The following is an 18,321-nucleotide window of genomic DNA, read 5'->3' on the forward strand; positions in this document are numbered from 1 at the left end:
AGGTTGGGAAAAAAGGATACGATTCCGTCTATACAAAAGAGATACATGAAGCCTGCAAGATTGTATCCGACCTTTTGTGTAAGGGTCAATTCTATTGGTCAAAGAGAAGCCACAGTAAAGGGGATTCGTATGATATACTCGGCTTCCATGAACAACTCTATCGTGATTAGGGGCGCTCGCCAGCATAATCTCAAGAATCTCGACCTGGAGATACCTCGGGATCAGTTGGTGGTCATTACGGGGTTAAGCGGATCAGGTAAGTCATCTTTGGCCTTTGACACGATTTATGCCGAAGGCCAGCGTCGATATGTCGAATCACTCTCCGCCTATGCCCGGCAATTCCTTGACCAAATGACGAAACCGGATGTGGATTCCATTGAAGGGCTTTCGCCTGCCATTTCCATCGAACAAAAGACGACGAGTCACAACCCTCGATCCACGGTGGGGACGGTCACGGAGATCTACGATTATTTTCGTCTACTATTTGCCAGAATCGGACAACCCTTTTGCTATCTTTGTGGAAATGCCATTGCGGCGCAAACGGTACAACAAATGGTGGATGCCATAATCGGGCTTCCTCTTGGCACCAAAATCCACATATTGGCTCCCATTGTGCGAGGACGTAAAGGCGAATATCGCAAAGAACTACTGGCAGCTCGCAAAGCTGGATTTGTTCGGGCTCGTATTGATGGAAACATTCGGGATCTCGGGGAGTCAATTAATTTACATAAACAACGTAAGCATTCCATTGAGATTGTGGTTGATCGACTCATCGTCAAGCCAGAGATCGGGGTGACTCGGCGTTTGGCTGATTCGGTAGAAACGGCCCTCAAGATGGCGCAAGGACTCGTTGGAGTGCTGACAGAAGATGATCAAGTCCGGGTCTATAGTGAACACCTGGCGTGTATTCAGTGTGGTGTCAGCTATTCCGAAGTTTCCCCAAGAATTTTTTCATTTAACAGCCCTCACGGTGCGTGTGAGGGATGTGATGGTATTGGGTATGAAGCTTCCAGTCATTCTGAATGGGAGGAATGGACCTTCGATACCCCCTGTGCGATGTGTGGCGGGGGTCGCCTGAGAAAGGAAAGCCTTGCCATAAAAATTGGGGGGCAGTCTATTGCTGAGGTGACCCATCTGTCTGTGGGGAATATCCTGGCATTTATGGATGCGTTAATTCTCACCGATCGCGAACAGATGATTGGGCAGCGGGTGCTGAAAGAGATTCGGGAGAGGCTGGAGTTTTTGCTCAACGTCGGATTGGGCTACCTCACCCTGGATCGCCCTTCTGCCACTTTGTCCGGAGGGGAAGGGCAACGGATTCGATTAGCCACACAAATCGGATCGGGATTGGTGGGCGTGCTATATATCCTGGATGAACCCAGTATCGGATTGCATCAGCGGGATCACCGACGGTTACTCCAAACATTGTTACGATTGCGTGATATGGGGAATTCCGTGGTGGTGGTTGAGCACGATGCCGAGACCATGCGCGCCGCGGACTATATATTGGATTTAGGGCCGGGAGCCGGTGTGGAAGGTGGACAATTAGTTGCTCATGGTCCTCCCTCGGCGGTGATGGCTCATCCAGGCTCGCTGACCGGTCAATATCTCAAAGGGAGCCGCCGCGTGTCCTTGATCCAACGTGCACGGCAGGTCAAAGGATTTTTGACCGTCGTGGGTGCGAAAAAGCACAATCTTCAGCACGTGACTGTAAACTTTCCATTGGGCCTGTTGACCTGTGTTACCGGTGTGTCAGGGTCAGGGAAAAGTACTCTGGTCGTAGATGTGTTGTTCCGATCCCTGGGACAGGGTTTTTCACAGAAGAAACCGGTGTTTGAGGGGTGTCGAGACATACGTGGACTTGAGCAGCTGGATAAACTGATTGATATTGATCAGTCCCCAATTGGACGGACTCCTCGTTCGAATCCCGCCACTTATACCGGCCTCTTTAGTTTCATTCGTGATCTTTTCGCACAATTACCTGAGTCTCGAGTGCGAGGCTACAAGCCAGGCCGCTACAGTTTCAATGTCAAGGGTGGACGCTGTGAAGCTTGTCAGGGTGATGGCCTCATAAAAATTGAAATGCATTTTCTCCCGGATATTTATGTGACCTGTGAGGCCTGCAATGGTCAACGGTACAATCGCGAAACCTTAGATGTGACCTACAGGGGCCGAACGATTGCAGAAGTCTTAAACATGACCGTGGCTGAGGCCCTGGAGTTTTTCATGAACATTCCGCCACTTCGAACCCGACTGCAAACCTTATCAGATGTGGGCCTCCATTACATTAAACTCGGGCAATCGGCGACTACCTTGTCAGGGGGCGAAGCCCAGCGTGTCAAGCTTTCCAAGGAGCTCTCGAAACGATCCACTGGCCGTACGCTTTATATTCTGGACGAACCGACGACGGGACTGCATTTTGTGGATATTCAGCGGTTGTTGGATGTACTGGACCGGTTAGTGGAAGCCGGAAATACGGTCCTTGTGATTGAGCATAATGTGGATGTGATTCAGAACGCGGACTGGGTCATTGATTTGGGGCCGGAAGGTGGAGATCAAGGAGGATGTGTGGTGGCGGAGGGCACACCCCAATCGGTGATGAAGGTCAAAGCATCCTGGACAGGGCAGGTGCTGCTAGAAGATTTTAAAAACCGGTCTTCCTGAGGAAGTCTAGGTTTTTTTCTTGTAAATATTTAGCCCGATTTTTTCTTCTCGATCGGGTATCGAGACATTGCCTTCAGTTGAGGCAATGATCGTCGTTTTGCCCGATGAAGAAGGCCCAAAATCCTTCGACAGATCTACTGTTATTGTTAGCATCGTTCCGTTCACATTCAATTCCACATTTTTCATGGTTGTATCCTCTCTGGAAGTGCAGATCAATACAGGTTGAAGGGTGCTGGCAGAATTGCTGCCCTACTCTGACAGGCCCGCGAGGACCAAGAGTGCTCCTGCCCCGATGATATAGGGAAGAACGCAGGTATAGAATACCGATTCAAAAGAAGAATATTTCCATGTGGAAGTAGGGCGTGACAAATGGTTCTTATAAATGAATTCATATGAGAAAATAAGCATACCAATGGTCAGGACAAGCACCCGACTGGTTCGAGGCCACGTGTAGAGACCAACGAACAGATAGCTGGCTGTATGAAAACCACTAAATGCACAAAGGATGGGAGCCAGAAAAAAATGGAGAAACGATGCTGAAAGTCGAGGAGAAACCATAGCTTGTGGGGTTGAAATCCCTGGATGTTCCATTATTTGACTTCGGCAGGCACCGAAGGGATGGGCATGGCAGGTTGGGGGAAAGTCTGCTGGTCTGCACATGTTTTGCACACACGCGGGCGTCTTTTCAGATAGGAGACCTTTCCACTAGCCAAACAACTATAATGAACGAAATGTTCACAGATGCTGCAACGAGACCATCCTCCACGGAGCATGGTAAGGTTCCGGTACAGGCCTTCATGACATACTCCGCACAATTCGGGTTCGATACCCAATAACAGGGGCTCCCAATCTCCGGCTCGATTTCGAATGCTCATAGTAGAAAAGTATACTGAGTAATTCAGATGAAAACAATGAAGAAAACTTTCTGGACCCGTTTACTGAGTCGATGTCCCTGGGTTTTAGGATCACAGTTTGACACTCCAAAAAACCATTTGATAGGGTCACCAACGATTCCATCCATCCTTCCACGTCGTCTATTCGCTCCTTTGTGAACATTCAAGCCTATTTAGACCAACAGCGCCAACGGGTTGACCAGTTTTTGGAGAAGAGCATACCTCTGCTCTCGGCCAATCCTCAACGATTGTATGAGTCCATGCGGTATAGCCTTCTGGGTGGAGGAAAACGCATTCGTCCGATTTTAACGATTGCCGCTGCCCAGGCGCTGGGGTATGACCGGGACGCCATGTTACCGTTCGCCGCTTCTTTGGAGTTTGTCCATACGTATTCTCTTATTCATGATGATCTTCCGGCGATGGATGACGATGACTATCGGCGAGGCCGGTTAACCAATCACAAAGTATTTGGCGATGGCATGGCGATTTTGGCAGGTGATGCGTTGTTGACGATGGCGTTTGAATTATGTAGTCAAGTTGATGGCACAAAGGGTTTCTCGACCGCTCAGCAGTTAGCCATTGTGCGGGAACTGGCAAAGGGTTCTGGCCACCAGGGAATGGTGGGCGGACAGGTAATGGATATTCAGGCGGAAAATCAGGAGATTGATTTAGCTCACCTCCAACGAATCCACACCTTTAAGACTGGGCGTCTGATCCGTGCCGCAGTCCGGATTGGCAGCATTATCGGAGAGGCCACGACCCAGCAAATGCAATGTTTAACCAACTATTCCGAGGATATTGGGCTGGCCTTTCAGATTGCCGATGATGTGTTGGACATGGTTGGGACACGGGAAGAATTGGGAAAGGATGCAGGGACGGATGAAAGAAGAGGAAAGCGGACCTATCCTTCATTTTTTGGGATTGATGGCGCGAGGCAACTGGGAGAGGAATGTGTCCAGCGGGCGATAGCCCGATTGAATACTTTTGATAAACAGGCTGACCCCTTACGACACATTGCCACGTATATAATGGCCCGACGGTCTTGAAGCGACATTACACCGTTTTTACTCCTTCTCATTGACAACAGGTTGGTTGTGCAAGGCATGCTGTATTGTTATTGGGACATTGGCAACCTCAGATTTTTATGAAAGTACTCATTACAGGGTCTTCGGGTTTCATTGGGGCTGCGGTGACACGAGCAGTCGTTGCGAAAGGCGATGAGGTCCGTGTACTAATTCGGCCCACAAGTAATCGGAAAAATCTTGAAGGGTTACACGTCGAAACTGTTCAGGGAGATTTGCAGGATCCCTTGTCCCTCAAGAAAGCTATTGCCGGCTGCGAAGGGCTTTATCACGTGGCGGCGCATTATGCGTTGTGGGATCGAGACCCTTCTATCTTTTATTCCATCAATGTCGAGGGGACCAAAAATTTATTCCGTGCAGCAAGGGAATCAGGCGTTCAACGAATAGTCTACACTAGCACAATTGGTGCGATCGGGTTGCCTGATAAAGGAGGCCTTGGAAATGAAACCCTCTTTCCTTCCTTGGCCCAACTGGCAGGGGATTATAAGCGATCTAAATTTTTGGCTGAGCAGGAAGTCCTTCGCATGGCTCAAGAGGGGTTGCCGGTGGTTATTGTCAATCCAACGGCTCCAGTGGGAGAGCGTGACGTCAAGCCCACTCCAACTGGCCAAATAATTGTAGATTTTATGCGTGGCCGAATGTTGGCGTATATTGAGACCGGGATGAATTTGGTGGATGTTGAAGATGTGGCCATAGGGCATATCCGGGCGATGGAGCGCGGTCGGGTGGGTGAGCGGTATATTCTGGGAAATCAAAATCTTACACTGAAAGAAGTATGTCAGATGCTCAGCCGAATAACGGGAGTGCCTGCCCCGCGGCTTCAATTGCCTTGGCGGCTTGTCCTTCCCATGGCGCATGTGAATCAATGGATTGCCAATCTGGTCACCCATCGTCCACCCAGAATTCCTTTGGAAGGAGTGCGGATGGCCAAGTATCATATGCATTATGATTGCACGAAGGCGCGCCAGGAACTGTCGCTTCCCCAAATCCCGGTGGAAACAGCACTCAAAAAAGCCGTGCAGTGGTTTCGCCAGCACGGATACGGCTGATCTCTCCCCCGCAAGCTTTGCTCATCAACAAAGCCATATTGTGGAATCTATTATTTTTCTGCTTTCCCACATTGGTATCTCATGCCCGATGCTTTTGTCTTTTTAGTGCCATTCTCTGTGTGGGAAAAAATCTTCGGATACCGTCTGACAGGCAGGTTTTTCGGCCTCACGCAGGGAATTGTTTTTATGGGTGAATAGGCCTCGGCTCGGACGGAATCCCAATGCCGGGATGAGCGGTCGTCGGATTACTCTCTTAATCTTGGGTATTCTTGTATGGAGGGGGGGCGAAACGCAACAGACCCCATTTCTTGTGAGGTGGTGAATGGAAGCTGCTATTAGGTATTTGTCTCTAGCGTGATGTCCGGGCTTTTAATTTAATTTGGGGGGCTTCTGCATTGGGGAAATGCGGATGGGCGTAGAAAGTTGCTTTATTTATCTCCTGTTCACCACAGTCCTACTCTCTTCATTGTGGCGAGGGTGGTTCAATTCCATGATTGCCGAGTCTTGAGACGGGATGAAGGGGCATCCTCAAGAATTTTTGACCACATTGCGGGTCGTGTCGCTTGAGGCCACTACCGCAGGGCCGGTATGATGCTACCATGAAGGGATTTCTAATTCGATGCGGGATCACGGGGTTTGCGGTATTGTTGGCAAGCCAGATAATCCCCGGCATTGAAATCACAGGGGTTGCGTCGGGGATTGCCGCAGTGGTCATTCTTGCATTTCTCAATTCCATCATCCGCCCCGTGCTTTATTTACTTTCAGCCCCATTTATTTTCGTAACCTTAGGGCTATTCATGGTTCTCATTAATGGATTCCTCCTCTATCTGGTATCGATTCTGGTGAAAGGATTTATTGTTTCTGGATTTTGGCCAGCGGTGGGCGGCGCGATCATTATTAGTCTGGTTAGTGGGGTATTAAATCTCTGGATTTCCGAACAAGGCCAAATAGAAATTGTCACGCATTCTTCATCGGGTCGAAAAATTCGCCATATAAATTAACGGGACAACTCCTTGGATATTTCATCCTAGCGTTAAGGAGAGGTTCGGGAATTTTTAGAGGGCTGGGGAAAAGCCCTTCGCCCCTTAACCATCGGTATATCCGACAATTCATTGTGCGCAAAAATTCTGAGAGGAAACGCATGCATGTCCAATCGTCTTGAATCCACACTAGCAACCAAGCAACAAAGTACCCTTCAAAAGATTCTGACTTCCGTGGTCAATGAGGTCGGGATGGAAGCGGTCTTGGTCGCGATTATGACTCATGATGGTGGACCATTGGTCGAGCAGGTTTCCCGTGGGTTTTCCCCTAGAGAAGTCCGCGCGATTCTTCGTGCGCTTTCAATGGAGGATTTGAAAAGTTTGGCCGTTCGGAATGGTGGGGGCGGAGAGTTGGAGAGCGTACTCAGAATTCGCATGGTGACTCCTGGGAGCAAGGTTGCTTTGGTCCTTCCCTTAAAGTTTGGCGGCCGGGTGTATGGCACACTGGTATTGGCCCGAAGAGAAAATTCCGCGCTGACCAAAAGAGAAAAGACGACTCTCTCCACCAATGTCTCGCATATTTCCACAGAATTAAAGAAAGCGGGGCTATTTGGTTCCTCACTGATATTGAGCAAGCCAGTAGTGGGTAATGAGCCTTTAGCGATGGGTGTGGCTGGAGAAGAGGGGCCTGCGCCCGTGGCTCGAACGTATTCGAATGCGGAAGTCCAAGAGCGGATAGGGAGCATTTTGACGGAAGAAGTCAATGGGGGGCTGTCCTTTGATCGCGGCTGGGTCAGCATCTATGACCCTCTTGCCGCGACGCTGGAAGTGTTGGGTGTATTCGGAACTCAGAAAAAAGATGTGAGCCCAGGGCAGCTTCTCTCTCTAGATGATTCGGCTTCCGGATGGTCTGTTCGTCATCGAAAGCCTCGCTGTGACAATAATTTGGCTTCGACCCAAGGCCGTTTTCACGACTATAAACAGCTCTATCGTGATCGGTTCGCGTCGACCATTGTCGTTCCTTTTTACGTCAGGGGACGGGTGGCGGGGACTGTTACGTTAGCGTCAAAAAATCCCAATAATTTCGATCAAATTGGGACCGAATCGAAAAGCCTCGAGGCCATTTCGACCAAATTGGTGGAATTGTTTGAAGACCCGTCGTGTCATCTCTCCGTCATGGAGGTTGCCCCGATTCAACCCGAACAACCTGCTCTCAAAGGGCAGGTGATTACTGCTCAACCGGAGGGAGGGGATGTTCGTAAGGAAGAGCGACGTGCCGCACTGCATGAAGTGAGCTCGTTTCTGGCTACAGAAATCCGTGAACCTATTGGGTTTATCAGGGCTCAGTTAGAAGAAATTACGACCGATGCCGACCTTGATTTCGATTCGCAAACCCGGGTGGAAAATGCCATGCGGGATATGATTCGTATTGAAACGGTCTTAAATGAAATTCTGGATTTTGCCAAACCGTTGGAACTTGATCGAAAAATGTGCCGGGTTCAGGATTTATTGGATAAGGCTTTTTCGTTGGTGTCGACGGACATTCGCGTCAATCGGATTGAGGTCCTCAAAAAGGTGCCGGCTCGGTTGGCCCAAGTCCGTTGGGATGAAGTGAAAATGCAGCATGTATTCCTGTGTATTTTCAAAAATGCCATTGAAGCCATGTCTCCAGGAGGGCATTTGCGTGTGGAAGTCATGCTCACTAGAGCTCGAAAACCGGAACTTCAGATAATTATCGCCAATGATGGAGTGCCCATACCGGCCGAATTTGTGGATAAGGTGTTTGAACCCTATTTCACCACAAAACGATCAGGGACTGGATTGGGTTTGGCGACCGTGAAAAAAGTCGTTGAGGAGCACCAGGGTCAGATCAGTATCGCTAGTGAGCCAGAAAAGGGAACGACCGTCACTATTCTTATGCCAGCCCCACGACCACGAACTCCATATCGGCCACGCCGTCCAGCTTGATTGAACCAAAAACAGTACCTGAAGCGGTGCCATTTCAAAATTTTTGCCATTTTGGTTGGGTAAGCTTGACACTACCGGCCAATCTGAATAAGATCGCCTTTTCTATTTGAATAAATTGGGCTATGTACATATCCAGACCATTTTCTATTGTTAACCAGTCATAACCAACAAAGGAGCGGTCTTATGAAAGGGATTGGAATTTTTCTTGGAACGGTGGGTGCTAGCACCTTCGCCCTATCAATGGCCTTTGCCAATCCGGGGTTATTACCAGCTCATCCGGGGTATCCGGCTGCTGGAAAGTCTCCAGTGACCGGTCAGGCTACGGCTAATGATCCTGGTCAAACGAACGCTGGAGGAGAAAAGAGTCTGTTGTCTTCTCAAGAATTTGGCAGCAAAGCTGCTATGAATGATGTTAGTGATCCTAATCGTGGCCGGATCCAAAAGTCGGCTGGTGCCGGTCGGTTGCCTGAAGTCGAAGGCCCACTCAACAAAACCAACCCGAATCCGGCCGGGGCCAAATCGACTGTCATTAAGTAATTTACTTTTTGCAGTGTGAATACTCAGGGGAAGGGTGCCAGCAATGGCACCCTTTTTTTGTGACATATTTTCTCCGCATCATTTTTCATGATCTGCTCCTAACCTCGTTTTATGCCATTTTTCACTCACACAACCAACAAATTTAGCCTGGACTTGTCTTGAACCGGATTGATACGGAGCTTGGAAAGGCCTTAAAAGCCAAAATTCGAACGCAAGGGCCAATGACCTTCAGGGACTTTATGGCGGCGGCCTTATATGACGAAACTATGGGGTTTTATGCAAAGGCACCCAAAATTGGGAGTCCTGATGGGCCGTTTGACACTAATGCAAGATTTCGGGCATTCGGATATGCCATTGCCCAAGCCATCAGGTATGCCGAAAAGGCGTTGGGATTTCACCTGCGGGTCTTGGAATTAGGTGGAGGAACAGGCCAGTTGGGGAACAATATTATTTCATTTCTTGAAAACGCTCATGAATACCTAGTTCTAGACCCAAGCCCTGGGTTGCGGGACCAGCAAAAACAAAAAGGATTGCACGCGATCAACAATTTGGACTGTTTAACTCCAGGACCGACATTTGTGTTCGGGAACGAAGTGCTTGATGCGTTACCCGTTCATCGAGTAATGGGAATGGGCCATGAAGAAGTATTGGAATTGTATGTGGATCTGGATGAGGATGGCGAGTTTTTTGAGCAATCATGTACACTTTCAACGAGGGAGCTAGCCGAGCGGTTGAGTGACGATAGGGTGCAGCTTGGGCGAGGGCAAGTCGCAGAAATCTGTTTGGAGTTGAAACAATTCCTCAAAAGCATAGGGAGAGTTGTGGATCCAGGGTATGTAATTTTTATCGATTATGGTGATCATGCCTCAAATTTATATTCACATCGGCATAGAAATGGGACTCTACGTTCCTTCCATCACCAGCACCAAGTGTATGACCCGTTTTTCGCTGTGGGCCAACAAGACTTGACGGCAGACGTGGATTATACGGCTGCTTGCTTTATCGCAGAGGAAGTTGGTTTTGAGGTAGCAGGGCCTATCCCGCAAGGAACATGGCTGAGAAATCTTGGAATTCTGGATTATAAAGGGCCAACGGGTCTTAGGGAGTCTGATCAAGAAGAGATTGATGTGCTAACTAGGCCGGCCGGCTTGGGAAGTACTTTTGACATTCTCGTATTCAAAACTAAGGGTCTCCCTGATGGGCCAGGTCTACAGCCTATTTCATAAGATGACCTGTCAAAATATCCACTAGCCTGCCAAATCTCACCATATTTTTCTTTAAACCGACATAGGCGAAAGGGGATTGTGGTGAGAAATAAGTCAAAAAAATAATTTTTTTAAAAACGAGCATGATGCCTAAATTTTAGTCAATGTTTCCAGCACACACAAAATGTGTGTTGGCTCTTTTTTTTTATCACAAAATATTGTAGACTCCAAAAATTCATTCGATTGTCTAGTGATCTCCTTTCATTTTCCGCAATCATACACACCTAATTAAGTGGTGCTTTTCGAGATCTCACGTGGTGCGTGGCACGCGTGATGCACTGACTCACCTGTTGAGAAGAGTGGGAAGCAGGAGGCTTTCAAAGGAGGGAGAGTTATGAAGTGTGTACGATGTGATGGGCTTATGGTGGTTGATGACTGTCTGGACATCAAGGGGGCGATGGGAGAACTTTGGATCAAAGCGTATCGATGTATTATGTGCGGGAACCTGATGGACCCCGTCATTAATCATCATCGCACTGATGGTCCGGTTCAGGCGCAGGTTATTCCATTTCGGAAGCGGCTACGGAGAGCTCCACGGACTCCTGTTGCTCGATTGACGGCCTAAAAAGGCGGACAGAAAATTTTGAGAGATCGGGTGCGACTTGGGAGGAATAACTCTCTCAGGTACCGATTGACTTCTGGTTCATGATGAAGTTCTCGTGCTCCGCTGTGGCCGGAACCTGGCACCAATAGATTAAGTTCTCGGTTCTTCCGGCGTTTCTGAATCGGGTGAGTTTAAATTTAACTTTCTTATTCACATGGCCTTGGTATAGTCCTTTCCTCGAAACTCTGCTAATTTTTCATCTGCGGCTATTCTGGCATGACCGCTTGAGTTTGACTGACAATTTTTGCTTTAGTCATTTATTGGGCATGCCCTCCATGGGGACATGGGCGATCTCCAATCCGGCATTTAGCTCTGCATGCTTGGGCTCACCTTTTCCGGAAGAATCCCAACCAGTCCCTGAATATTATTTTTCCCCTGCTGGTTGGGAATTGTAGAACATTTCATTCCCAACCTTGATACGCTATATTGTTTAAGAAATTTCAAATTAATCTGAGTATGCCATGTAATGGCGTATTGTTATAGATTTTAGGAGAGTTTTGGCCGCTTCCCTCCCCGTTCCATCCCCATCATCGATGCCCAGATAGAGGATTCATCTCATTTGTGAACAGTGACCACCTCTTTTTCCTGGGCCTAATGGGAATCCTGTTGGTGCTCTTTATCTGGGAACGATGGCGCTATGATCTCGTCGCCCTCAGTGCTTTGCTCCTTTCAACCGTGTTGGGGTTCGTTCCCTCCGAAGAAGCATTTTTAGGATTTGGTCATCCTGCCGTGGTCACCGTGGCGGCTGTGTTAATTATCAGTCGTGGATTGAGTAACGCGGGGGTCGTGGAAATTCTTACGCGTTATGTCAAGGGTGCCACGTCTTTTTCCCCGTCCCTTCATGTGGCTGTCTTATCTTCTCTCGGTGGATTGATTTCAACCGTCATGAATAATGTGGGAGCCTTGGCGTTACTGATGCCGGTGGCAATTCAATCGTCCGTTGAGGCCAAGCGGTCCCCGGCCGTGGTGTTGATGCCCTTGGCTTTTGGAACGATTTTGGGCGGTATGGTTACTTTAATCGGGACACCTCCCAATATCATTGTGGCCCATTACCGCGCAGAAGTTACCGGCGAGCCATTCGGGATGTTCGATTTCACTCCTGTAGGAGGAATCATGGCGCTGGTGGGAATTCTCTTTGTGGCGCTGGTGGGTTGGCGTCTCATTCCCATTGCTCGACGGTCTCAGAATGCGCCGCAAGACCTGTTTTCAATACAGGAATATTTGACAGAGGTTGAGGTGCCTGAAAATTCAAAGGCAATAGGAAAATCCCTGTCTGAACTGGAATTGGCCACTGAGGATTCCGACGCCTTAATTATTGGGTTGGTGCGGGGTGACCAATCTATTCGGGGGGCGGCTTGGAGGGAACACATTCAAGCTGGCGATGTCCTCGTCCTTGAGGCAGGACCACAAGGTATTAATAAATTTGTGTCCACATTGGGTTTGAAGTTAACGGGAACTCAGCCAAAGGAGGAGGTTCAGGATTCTGAAAAAAAGCCATCAGCAGCTAAGGATGGAGATATGCTGTTGGAGGCTGTCATCCCTCCTGATCGTTCTTGGTTGGTCGGGCGAATGGCGGGTTCTTTAAAGCTGCGAAGCCGGTTTGGAATTAATCTGTTAGGAGCATCTCGTCAAGGCACTCCTTACCGTGGCAGGCTGAGGGAATTTCGGTTCAAAGCCGGCGATGTGCTGCTGCTGCAGGGAGAAAAGGACCGGGTCCTGGAAGTGATCGGACTCCTCGGATGTCTTCCCTTGGCCGAGCGAGGAATTCAGTTGGGAAAGCCTGGTCAGGCGTGGCTGGCTGGGGGGGTATTCGCCCTGGCCTTGGGCAGCGCCATGACCGGATTGGCGTCACTTCCGATTGCATTGATTTGTGCCGCCTTGGGGATGGTCCTATTCAATATTGTATCTCCGAGGGATGTGTATCAAGCCGTGGATTGGCCGGTCCTGGTATTGTTGGGGGCTATGATTCCAATTGGGCAAGCTCTGGAACGAAGTGGAGCAACGACCCTGTTGGCTCAGTTTCTGGTTGGCATGATGGAGGAGTTTCCCCCCGTAATGCTCTTAGGCCTGATTATGGTCATGACGATGACCTTGTCGGATGTCATGAATAATGCGGCAACGGCCGTCGTCATGGCACCATTAAGTGTCGCGGTGGCCCTGAATCTTGGGGTGAATACAGATCCCTTTCTCATGGCGGTGGCTATCGGGGCATCGTGTGCCTTTTTGACTCCAATAGGTCATCAAAATAATTTATTGGTCATGGGGCCCGGAGGATATCGATTTGGGGACTATTGGCGGATGGGATTGCCTTTAGAGTTGTTGATTCTTGTGGTCTCCCTCCCTCTCTTAGTCTTCATGTGGCCCTTAACGGGTCAAGGGTAACGGATTTCTGAGTAAGAATTAAGAGGAAAAAGTGGCTTTCTCCTTCCGAACCCATTCTTCCCGAAAGTCCTCCCGTCTCTTTTTTAGGCGGGTGGTCTACATGCCCACCGACCTTGATCCGTTTCGCACCCTCTTGAGCAGAATTATATTGGTGGTCATGCTGTTTTGCTTTTTGACGGGGATCCTGTGGTTGGATCGAAACGGGCTCAAGGATCAAATAGATGGAGAGATCTCATTTTCAGATGTGATTTATTTCACGATGGTCACGGTGACCACAGTCGGTTATGGGGACATTGTGCCGGTCACGACACGGGCCCGCCTGATTGATGCATTAGTCGTGACGCCGGTCCGCATATTTCTATGGGTCATTTTTTTAGGTACCGCCTATCAATTGGCGTTCAGGCAATTTACCGAGGTATTTCGCATGGCAAAACTCCAGAGGTCACTCGATCAACATGTCGTCATCTGCGGATTCGGTCATACCGGATATTCGACCGTCAAAGAACTGCTCGCCAAAGGTACAAACCCTGACCATATTCTGGTTATCGATCCCGGTGAGGAACGAGTACGCATCGCGGGTGAATTGGGAGTCGTGGCACTCAGAGGGGATGCGACGCAGGAAGGGCTGCTGAAATTTGGTGCGTTCCTCAATGAAGCCAAAGCCGTCATTATTGCCGCCGGGCGGGATGATACCAATGCCCTCATTTTGTTAACTGTCCGTAATTTGAATTCCCGTTGTCGGGTAATTGTCAGTGCGAAGGAAGAAGAAAACGTCAAACTGTTTCGGCAAGGAGGGGCGCAAACCATTATTTCCCCGGCAACATATGGCGGATATATGTTGGCGGCTGCAGTGGACCAACAATATTTGGCAGATTATTTAGAAGATTTTTTGACCGCGGGGGGAAAGGTCAATATCCAGGAGCGAACAGTGGAAAAGCAGGATGTCGGGAAGACGGCTTCGGATTTACAGCCGGATGTGTTACTCCGAGTGTATCGACAAGGAACGATTATTTCCCCCTGGGAATTTCAAAAAAGTCATAGGCTCGAACAGGGCGACGTCATGTTATTGTTTAAACCGGTTTCGGAGGATGCGCCTTCCGCTTAAAGAAATTCCCTTCCATACCTAAAAGATGAGTGGCCTCGCGTTGGCCATGATCAATAAAATTCCGATGACTCCGATTAATATGGCCACGCCCCGTCTCAAATGGTGAGCAGGAATTGATTGAGTGACTTGTGAACCAAACAGAAGCCCGAGAAGACTGCCGAGTAACACCAATCCTGTAAGCACCACATCCAGGTGTGCCCCCTCAAAATGGCCGATTACCCCGCCGATGGAAATTAGGGCAATGATCAAAAGTGATGTGCCTATAGCTAAGCGAATGGGAAACCCCATGAGAAACATCAAGGCGGGAACAATGAGAAATCCTCCTCCGACTCCAAAAAATCCGGTCAATAGTCCAACTCCCCATCCGAACGTGAGGGCTTTCAATGCACAGCGCCAGGAGAATTCCTTTGCGCATCCGCTCGGAACGTCGTTGTGTTCTCCTTCATAATTTTTCCAAAACGTCCACATGCTAATAAACAGGAGCAGGTTGCCAAATGCAAAGAGGACCAGGGAGTCCGGAACGAGCTGGTGGCCATGAGCCCCAATCCAAGCGCCGAACATTCCGGTCAGGCTGAACAAAATGGCCGAGATAAAGTGAACCCGTTGTTGTCGACTCTCATGCCATGCTCCAAAAAGGGCCGAATAGCCAACGACGATGAGTGACATGGTCGTGGCATTTTGTACCGGTACGCCAACGACATACACTAATAAGGGGATGGCCACCAACGATCCGCCCCCTCCTGTGGCCCCTAACAGCACGCCGACGATCCCACCAGAGAGAAGCGCCAACAGATAGTGGAAGTCCATGAGAAATTAGGTTGAAAGAGGGACGAGTGAAAGAATAATGCCTGAGGCGTCAGAGGCGTGCGACATGCGTTAACTAGCAACGTGGGTAATGTAAACCAGCATAATTGGCAATGAAATATTACAGGAAGAACGAAAGGAAAAAATGGGAGGTAAATGTCTCCTTGTCTCCCTTGGATAGCATGAAAAGATAACGAATCCATGACCCTGCCCAAGGCCATGCGGATAAGTTTTCAGACATCATATAGCATACTGCATGAAATCTCCCGAGTATGAATGAAAAAATATTAAAGCGGAATATGAGTTCATTGTATGGGGAGAAATCGAATGAGACAAGAGTCCTCGGTTCAGACGAAGGTGTTCTCATTATTCTTGTTTTCGATGCTTGGTTGTACCGAGAAGAGATTAACGTTTTTCAGCGTGTGAGGAGAAATGAGGTTGTTTGCACGTCACCTGAATAGAAATTGACCAGCGGGCAAAAAAATCCGTACTGGTTGTGTACAAGGCATTTAGAATTGGCCGAAAGGATTTCTGGCACGCATGGGTTGGTCAGGATCCCCATCAATGAGTGTCTCTGAAGAAACATCATTCTCTGCAGAATTTTGGAGACAACCCACAGCTGCCGAATGGTGATGTTTCGGTTTTGGGTAGAAGGTTTGTTCATTGCATGGAGCGGGCCAATAATTCGAATTTGTAGGGCGGTTTGTCGGTACCCCCCACCCGGTCCGTCACGGCCACGTATTGGGGAATGTCACTGGTAATATTGCTACAATCATTGGGAAAGGACGTCTCGAGGGGGCGTCCTCGCAGTTTTCATTTCCCCATCTTTTCATAGATCTCAGTGATCACAATGCTGTATTGGATGTTGTCACCCTGGATTTGTCCTCATCTCAAAGCGTGTATAAATGGAGTCAAGCTAGCCCGATTTGCCACAGCCAGTTCATCCCAAAATGAACTATAGAGAAAAGACGGACATGCCATCGGAGCTTCCTTGTCCACACGAATGTCACACGGATCAACCAGAGAAGAAGGATAAGAAGAAAAATCTTTTTAAAAGGATTCATTTTCTCTCCCCGCCTTTCCTGAAAGCAAGATAGTTTGAGAGAGGCTGAGGGGTTTTGACCTGTAATTGTGTCCAGGGAAAATAGGGAATTTTTAGTTTGGGAAGAACGTTTTGAGCCCTAAGAAGATTACAGCAATAACGGGTTCAAAAGTCTGGAGAAAATTTCCTCCATATTCGGGTTGGAAAAAGTATGAATCTTCCTCGTATCGCATGACCATGTCATGAGTTCCCAGACCTGGCTGGAGATGAAGTGATTTGAGTGATGGGAAGAACAAGACGAAACGTTGTTCCGTGGCCCTCTTCACTTTCGACCGTAATGAGACCGTGATGGAGGTCGATGGCATCTTTGACAATTTTGGTCCCGAGCCCTGTTCCTTCCTTTTTGGTGCTGATAGCCTGAGCGGTAAAGAGGCAGTCTCGAACTTCAGGCGGCATGCCTCTCCCCGTATCGGCTACCGTCAACTCGACAGTATCCGGACGCGGTCCTGGAGATCCGCCGACCGTGACTGATCCTCCTCGGGGCACTTCCGGGATGGCATTATTGATGAGATTGTAAAAGGCATTAAACAGTCGACGTTCGTCTGCATCAATGACAGGCAGGGCATCAAGGCCATCGGTCAGGAGGGTAATGCCTTTTTCTGCGGCGTAGGTGCGAAGAGTGTCGAGCACTCCATCCACGACGTCTCGTATGCGGCAGGGTGTGAAATGTGGAGGACTGGTAACACCTTTAACGGCATCCGCGATTTCCCTAACACGGTCCTGAATGCGTCTGGCATTCGTAACGATCATCCTTATCAGATCCAGGCTGTTGGCATAACTGGTCTCTGCCCCTTTCGCCTTTTCCTGGATTAAGGTGGGGAACTGTTCGTCCAATTCATCCTTCAATAAATCTGCGCCGGAAAGCACAGGCATCAACATATTTTTGATATCGTGCCCGATATCCCCAAGGACTCTGGTCACTTCCGCAAGCTTAGCTTCTTCTAATAATTGAGCAGCCATACGTTTCTTTTCGGTGATATCCTGAAACGTGACCACGGCTCCAGCTAATTTTCCTTGGTCGTCCCAGATCGGGGTGCTTGTATACCGGGCAGGGAAGCTCGTCCCATCTTTTTTCCAGAAAATCTCTTCCTCACCATGATGAACCAACCCATCTTTATAGGCCTTATAGATTGGACATTCTTTAGCCGGGTAAGGAGAGCCATCAGATTTTGTGTGGTGCCAGGTAATGTGACTGGGTTTTCCAAATAACTCGCCGGCCTCATAGCCTAATAACTTGTTGGCAGCCGGATTGACAAAGGTGTGATGTCCTTCGAGGTCTAATCCAAAAATGCCTTCACCGGCAGCCTGTAAAATCATATCGTTGTGTCGACGAAATTGTTCAAGGGATTTTTCACATTGCCGGCGATAGGTAATATCTTGAAAAACCACAACGGCGCCGACCAGGGCCCCTTCATCATTTCGAATAGGTGTGCTGGAGTATTCGACGGGAAAACTGGTGCCATTCTTTCGCCAGAACACTTCGTTGTCGCCTCGATGCACCTGGCCATCTTTGTACGATGCATAGTTCGGGCATTGTTCCTGCGGGTAGGGAGTGCCATCGGATTTGGTGTGATGCCAGAGAGAGTGGCTGGGTTGGCCGATCAATTCCTGGGGCTCGTAACCCAACATTTTCGCGGCTGCAGGGTTCACAAAGGTATGCCGACCCTCCAGATCCAACCCGAATATCCCTTCACCCGCGGCTTTTAAAATGAGGGCGTGGTGTTGTTCAAGATGTTTCAACATACGTGAAGTGTCCGTATTGTCCTGCTGTACATTTTCTGGTGCTGGGGACATGATGCTCTTCCTACTCGTTAGGTTTAGGGACTGGAGAAGATTTCTCCAGTCCCTGAAATGATTTCTTGTCACCCCCGACGGGTCTGAACCAA

Annotated in this window: 13 protein-coding genes; 10 read left to right on the forward strand and 3 right to left on the reverse strand. The window is 48.9% G+C overall.

Features of this window, described 5'->3' with window-relative positions:
- The first annotated feature begins 129 nt into the window (after positions 1-129).
- The gene (uvrA, locus tag PP769_RS05040) at positions 130-2,664 is read left to right on the forward strand and encodes an excinuclease ABC subunit UvrA (RefSeq protein ID WP_312645817.1); all 2,535 of its coding nucleotides are present in this window, start codon (positions 130-132) and stop codon (positions 2,662-2,664) included.
- Between the two features lie 6 nt (positions 2,665-2,670).
- On the opposite strand, the gene PP769_RS05045 is transcribed toward uvrA, so the two are convergent.
- Complete coding sequence (locus PP769_RS05045) at positions 2,671-2,850, reverse strand: hypothetical protein (RefSeq protein WP_312645818.1); 180 nt, start codon at positions 2,848-2,850, stop codon at positions 2,671-2,673.
- 862 nt (positions 2,851-3,712) lie between these two features.
- On the opposite strand from PP769_RS05045, the gene PP769_RS05050 reads away from it, so the two are divergent.
- From PP769_RS05050 to PP769_RS05090, 9 genes are all read left to right on the forward strand, one after another.
- A complete protein-coding gene (locus PP769_RS05050) occupies positions 3,713-4,603 on the forward strand; it encodes a polyprenyl synthetase family protein (RefSeq protein WP_312645820.1) in 891 nt (296 codons plus the stop codon).
- Between the two features lie 98 nt (positions 4,604-4,701).
- Positions 4,702-5,688 carry a hopanoid-associated sugar epimerase gene (hpnA, locus tag PP769_RS05055; RefSeq protein WP_312645821.1) on the forward strand — a complete coding sequence of 329 codons (987 nt, stop codon included), beginning with the start codon at positions 4,702-4,704 and terminating at the stop codon, positions 5,686-5,688.
- Positions 5,689-6,287: 599 nt separating this feature from the next.
- The gene (locus PP769_RS05060) at positions 6,288-6,689 is read left to right on the forward strand and encodes a phage holin family protein (protein ID WP_312645822.1); all 402 of its coding nucleotides are present in this window, start codon (positions 6,288-6,290) and stop codon (positions 6,687-6,689) included.
- 144 nt (positions 6,690-6,833) lie between these two features.
- On the forward strand, positions 6,834-8,636 hold the full coding sequence (locus PP769_RS05065; RefSeq protein WP_312645823.1) for an ATP-binding protein: 1,803 nt from the start codon (positions 6,834-6,836) through the stop codon (positions 8,634-8,636).
- 183 nt (positions 8,637-8,819) lie between these two features.
- On the forward strand, positions 8,820-9,173 hold the full coding sequence (locus PP769_RS05070; RefSeq protein ID WP_312645824.1) for a hypothetical protein: 354 nt from the start codon (positions 8,820-8,822) through the stop codon (positions 9,171-9,173).
- A gap of 158 nt (positions 9,174-9,331) precedes the next feature.
- A complete protein-coding gene (locus PP769_RS05075; protein WP_312645825.1) occupies positions 9,332-10,399 on the forward strand; it encodes an SAM-dependent methyltransferase in 1,068 nt (355 codons plus the stop codon).
- A gap of 373 nt (positions 10,400-10,772) precedes the next feature.
- A complete protein-coding gene (locus PP769_RS05080; protein ID WP_312645826.1) occupies positions 10,773-11,003 on the forward strand; it encodes a hypothetical protein in 231 nt (76 codons plus the stop codon).
- Positions 11,004-11,603: 600 nt separating this feature from the next.
- Positions 11,604-13,424 carry an SLC13 family permease gene (locus PP769_RS05085; protein WP_312645828.1) on the forward strand — a complete coding sequence of 607 codons (1,821 nt, stop codon included), beginning with the start codon at positions 11,604-11,606 and terminating at the stop codon, positions 13,422-13,424.
- Between the two features lie 100 nt (positions 13,425-13,524).
- Positions 13,525-14,529 (forward strand): potassium channel family protein, encoded by a 1,005-nt coding sequence (locus tag PP769_RS05090; RefSeq protein WP_312645829.1) that lies wholly within the window; start codon positions 13,525-13,527, stop codon positions 14,527-14,529.
- Between the two features lie 18 nt (positions 14,530-14,547).
- Here the strand turns inward: PP769_RS05090 and PP769_RS05095 are convergent, their stop codons facing one another.
- Together PP769_RS05095 and PP769_RS05100 are read right to left on the reverse strand one after the other, a co-directional pair.
- Positions 14,548-15,336 carry a sulfite exporter TauE/SafE family protein gene (locus tag PP769_RS05095; RefSeq protein ID WP_312645830.1) on the reverse strand — a complete coding sequence of 263 codons (789 nt, stop codon included), beginning with the start codon at positions 15,334-15,336 and terminating at the stop codon, positions 14,548-14,550.
- Positions 15,337-16,615: 1,279 nt separating this feature from the next.
- Positions 16,616-18,229 (reverse strand): PAS domain S-box protein, encoded by a 1,614-nt coding sequence (locus tag PP769_RS05100; RefSeq protein WP_312645831.1) that lies wholly within the window; start codon positions 18,227-18,229, stop codon positions 16,616-16,618.
- Between the last annotated feature and the right edge of the window lie 92 nt (positions 18,230-18,321).

Source organism: Candidatus Nitrospira allomarina, from assembly GCF_032050975.1.
GTDB lineage: Bacteria > Nitrospirota > Nitrospiria > Nitrospirales > UBA8639 > Nitrospira_E > Nitrospira_E allomarina.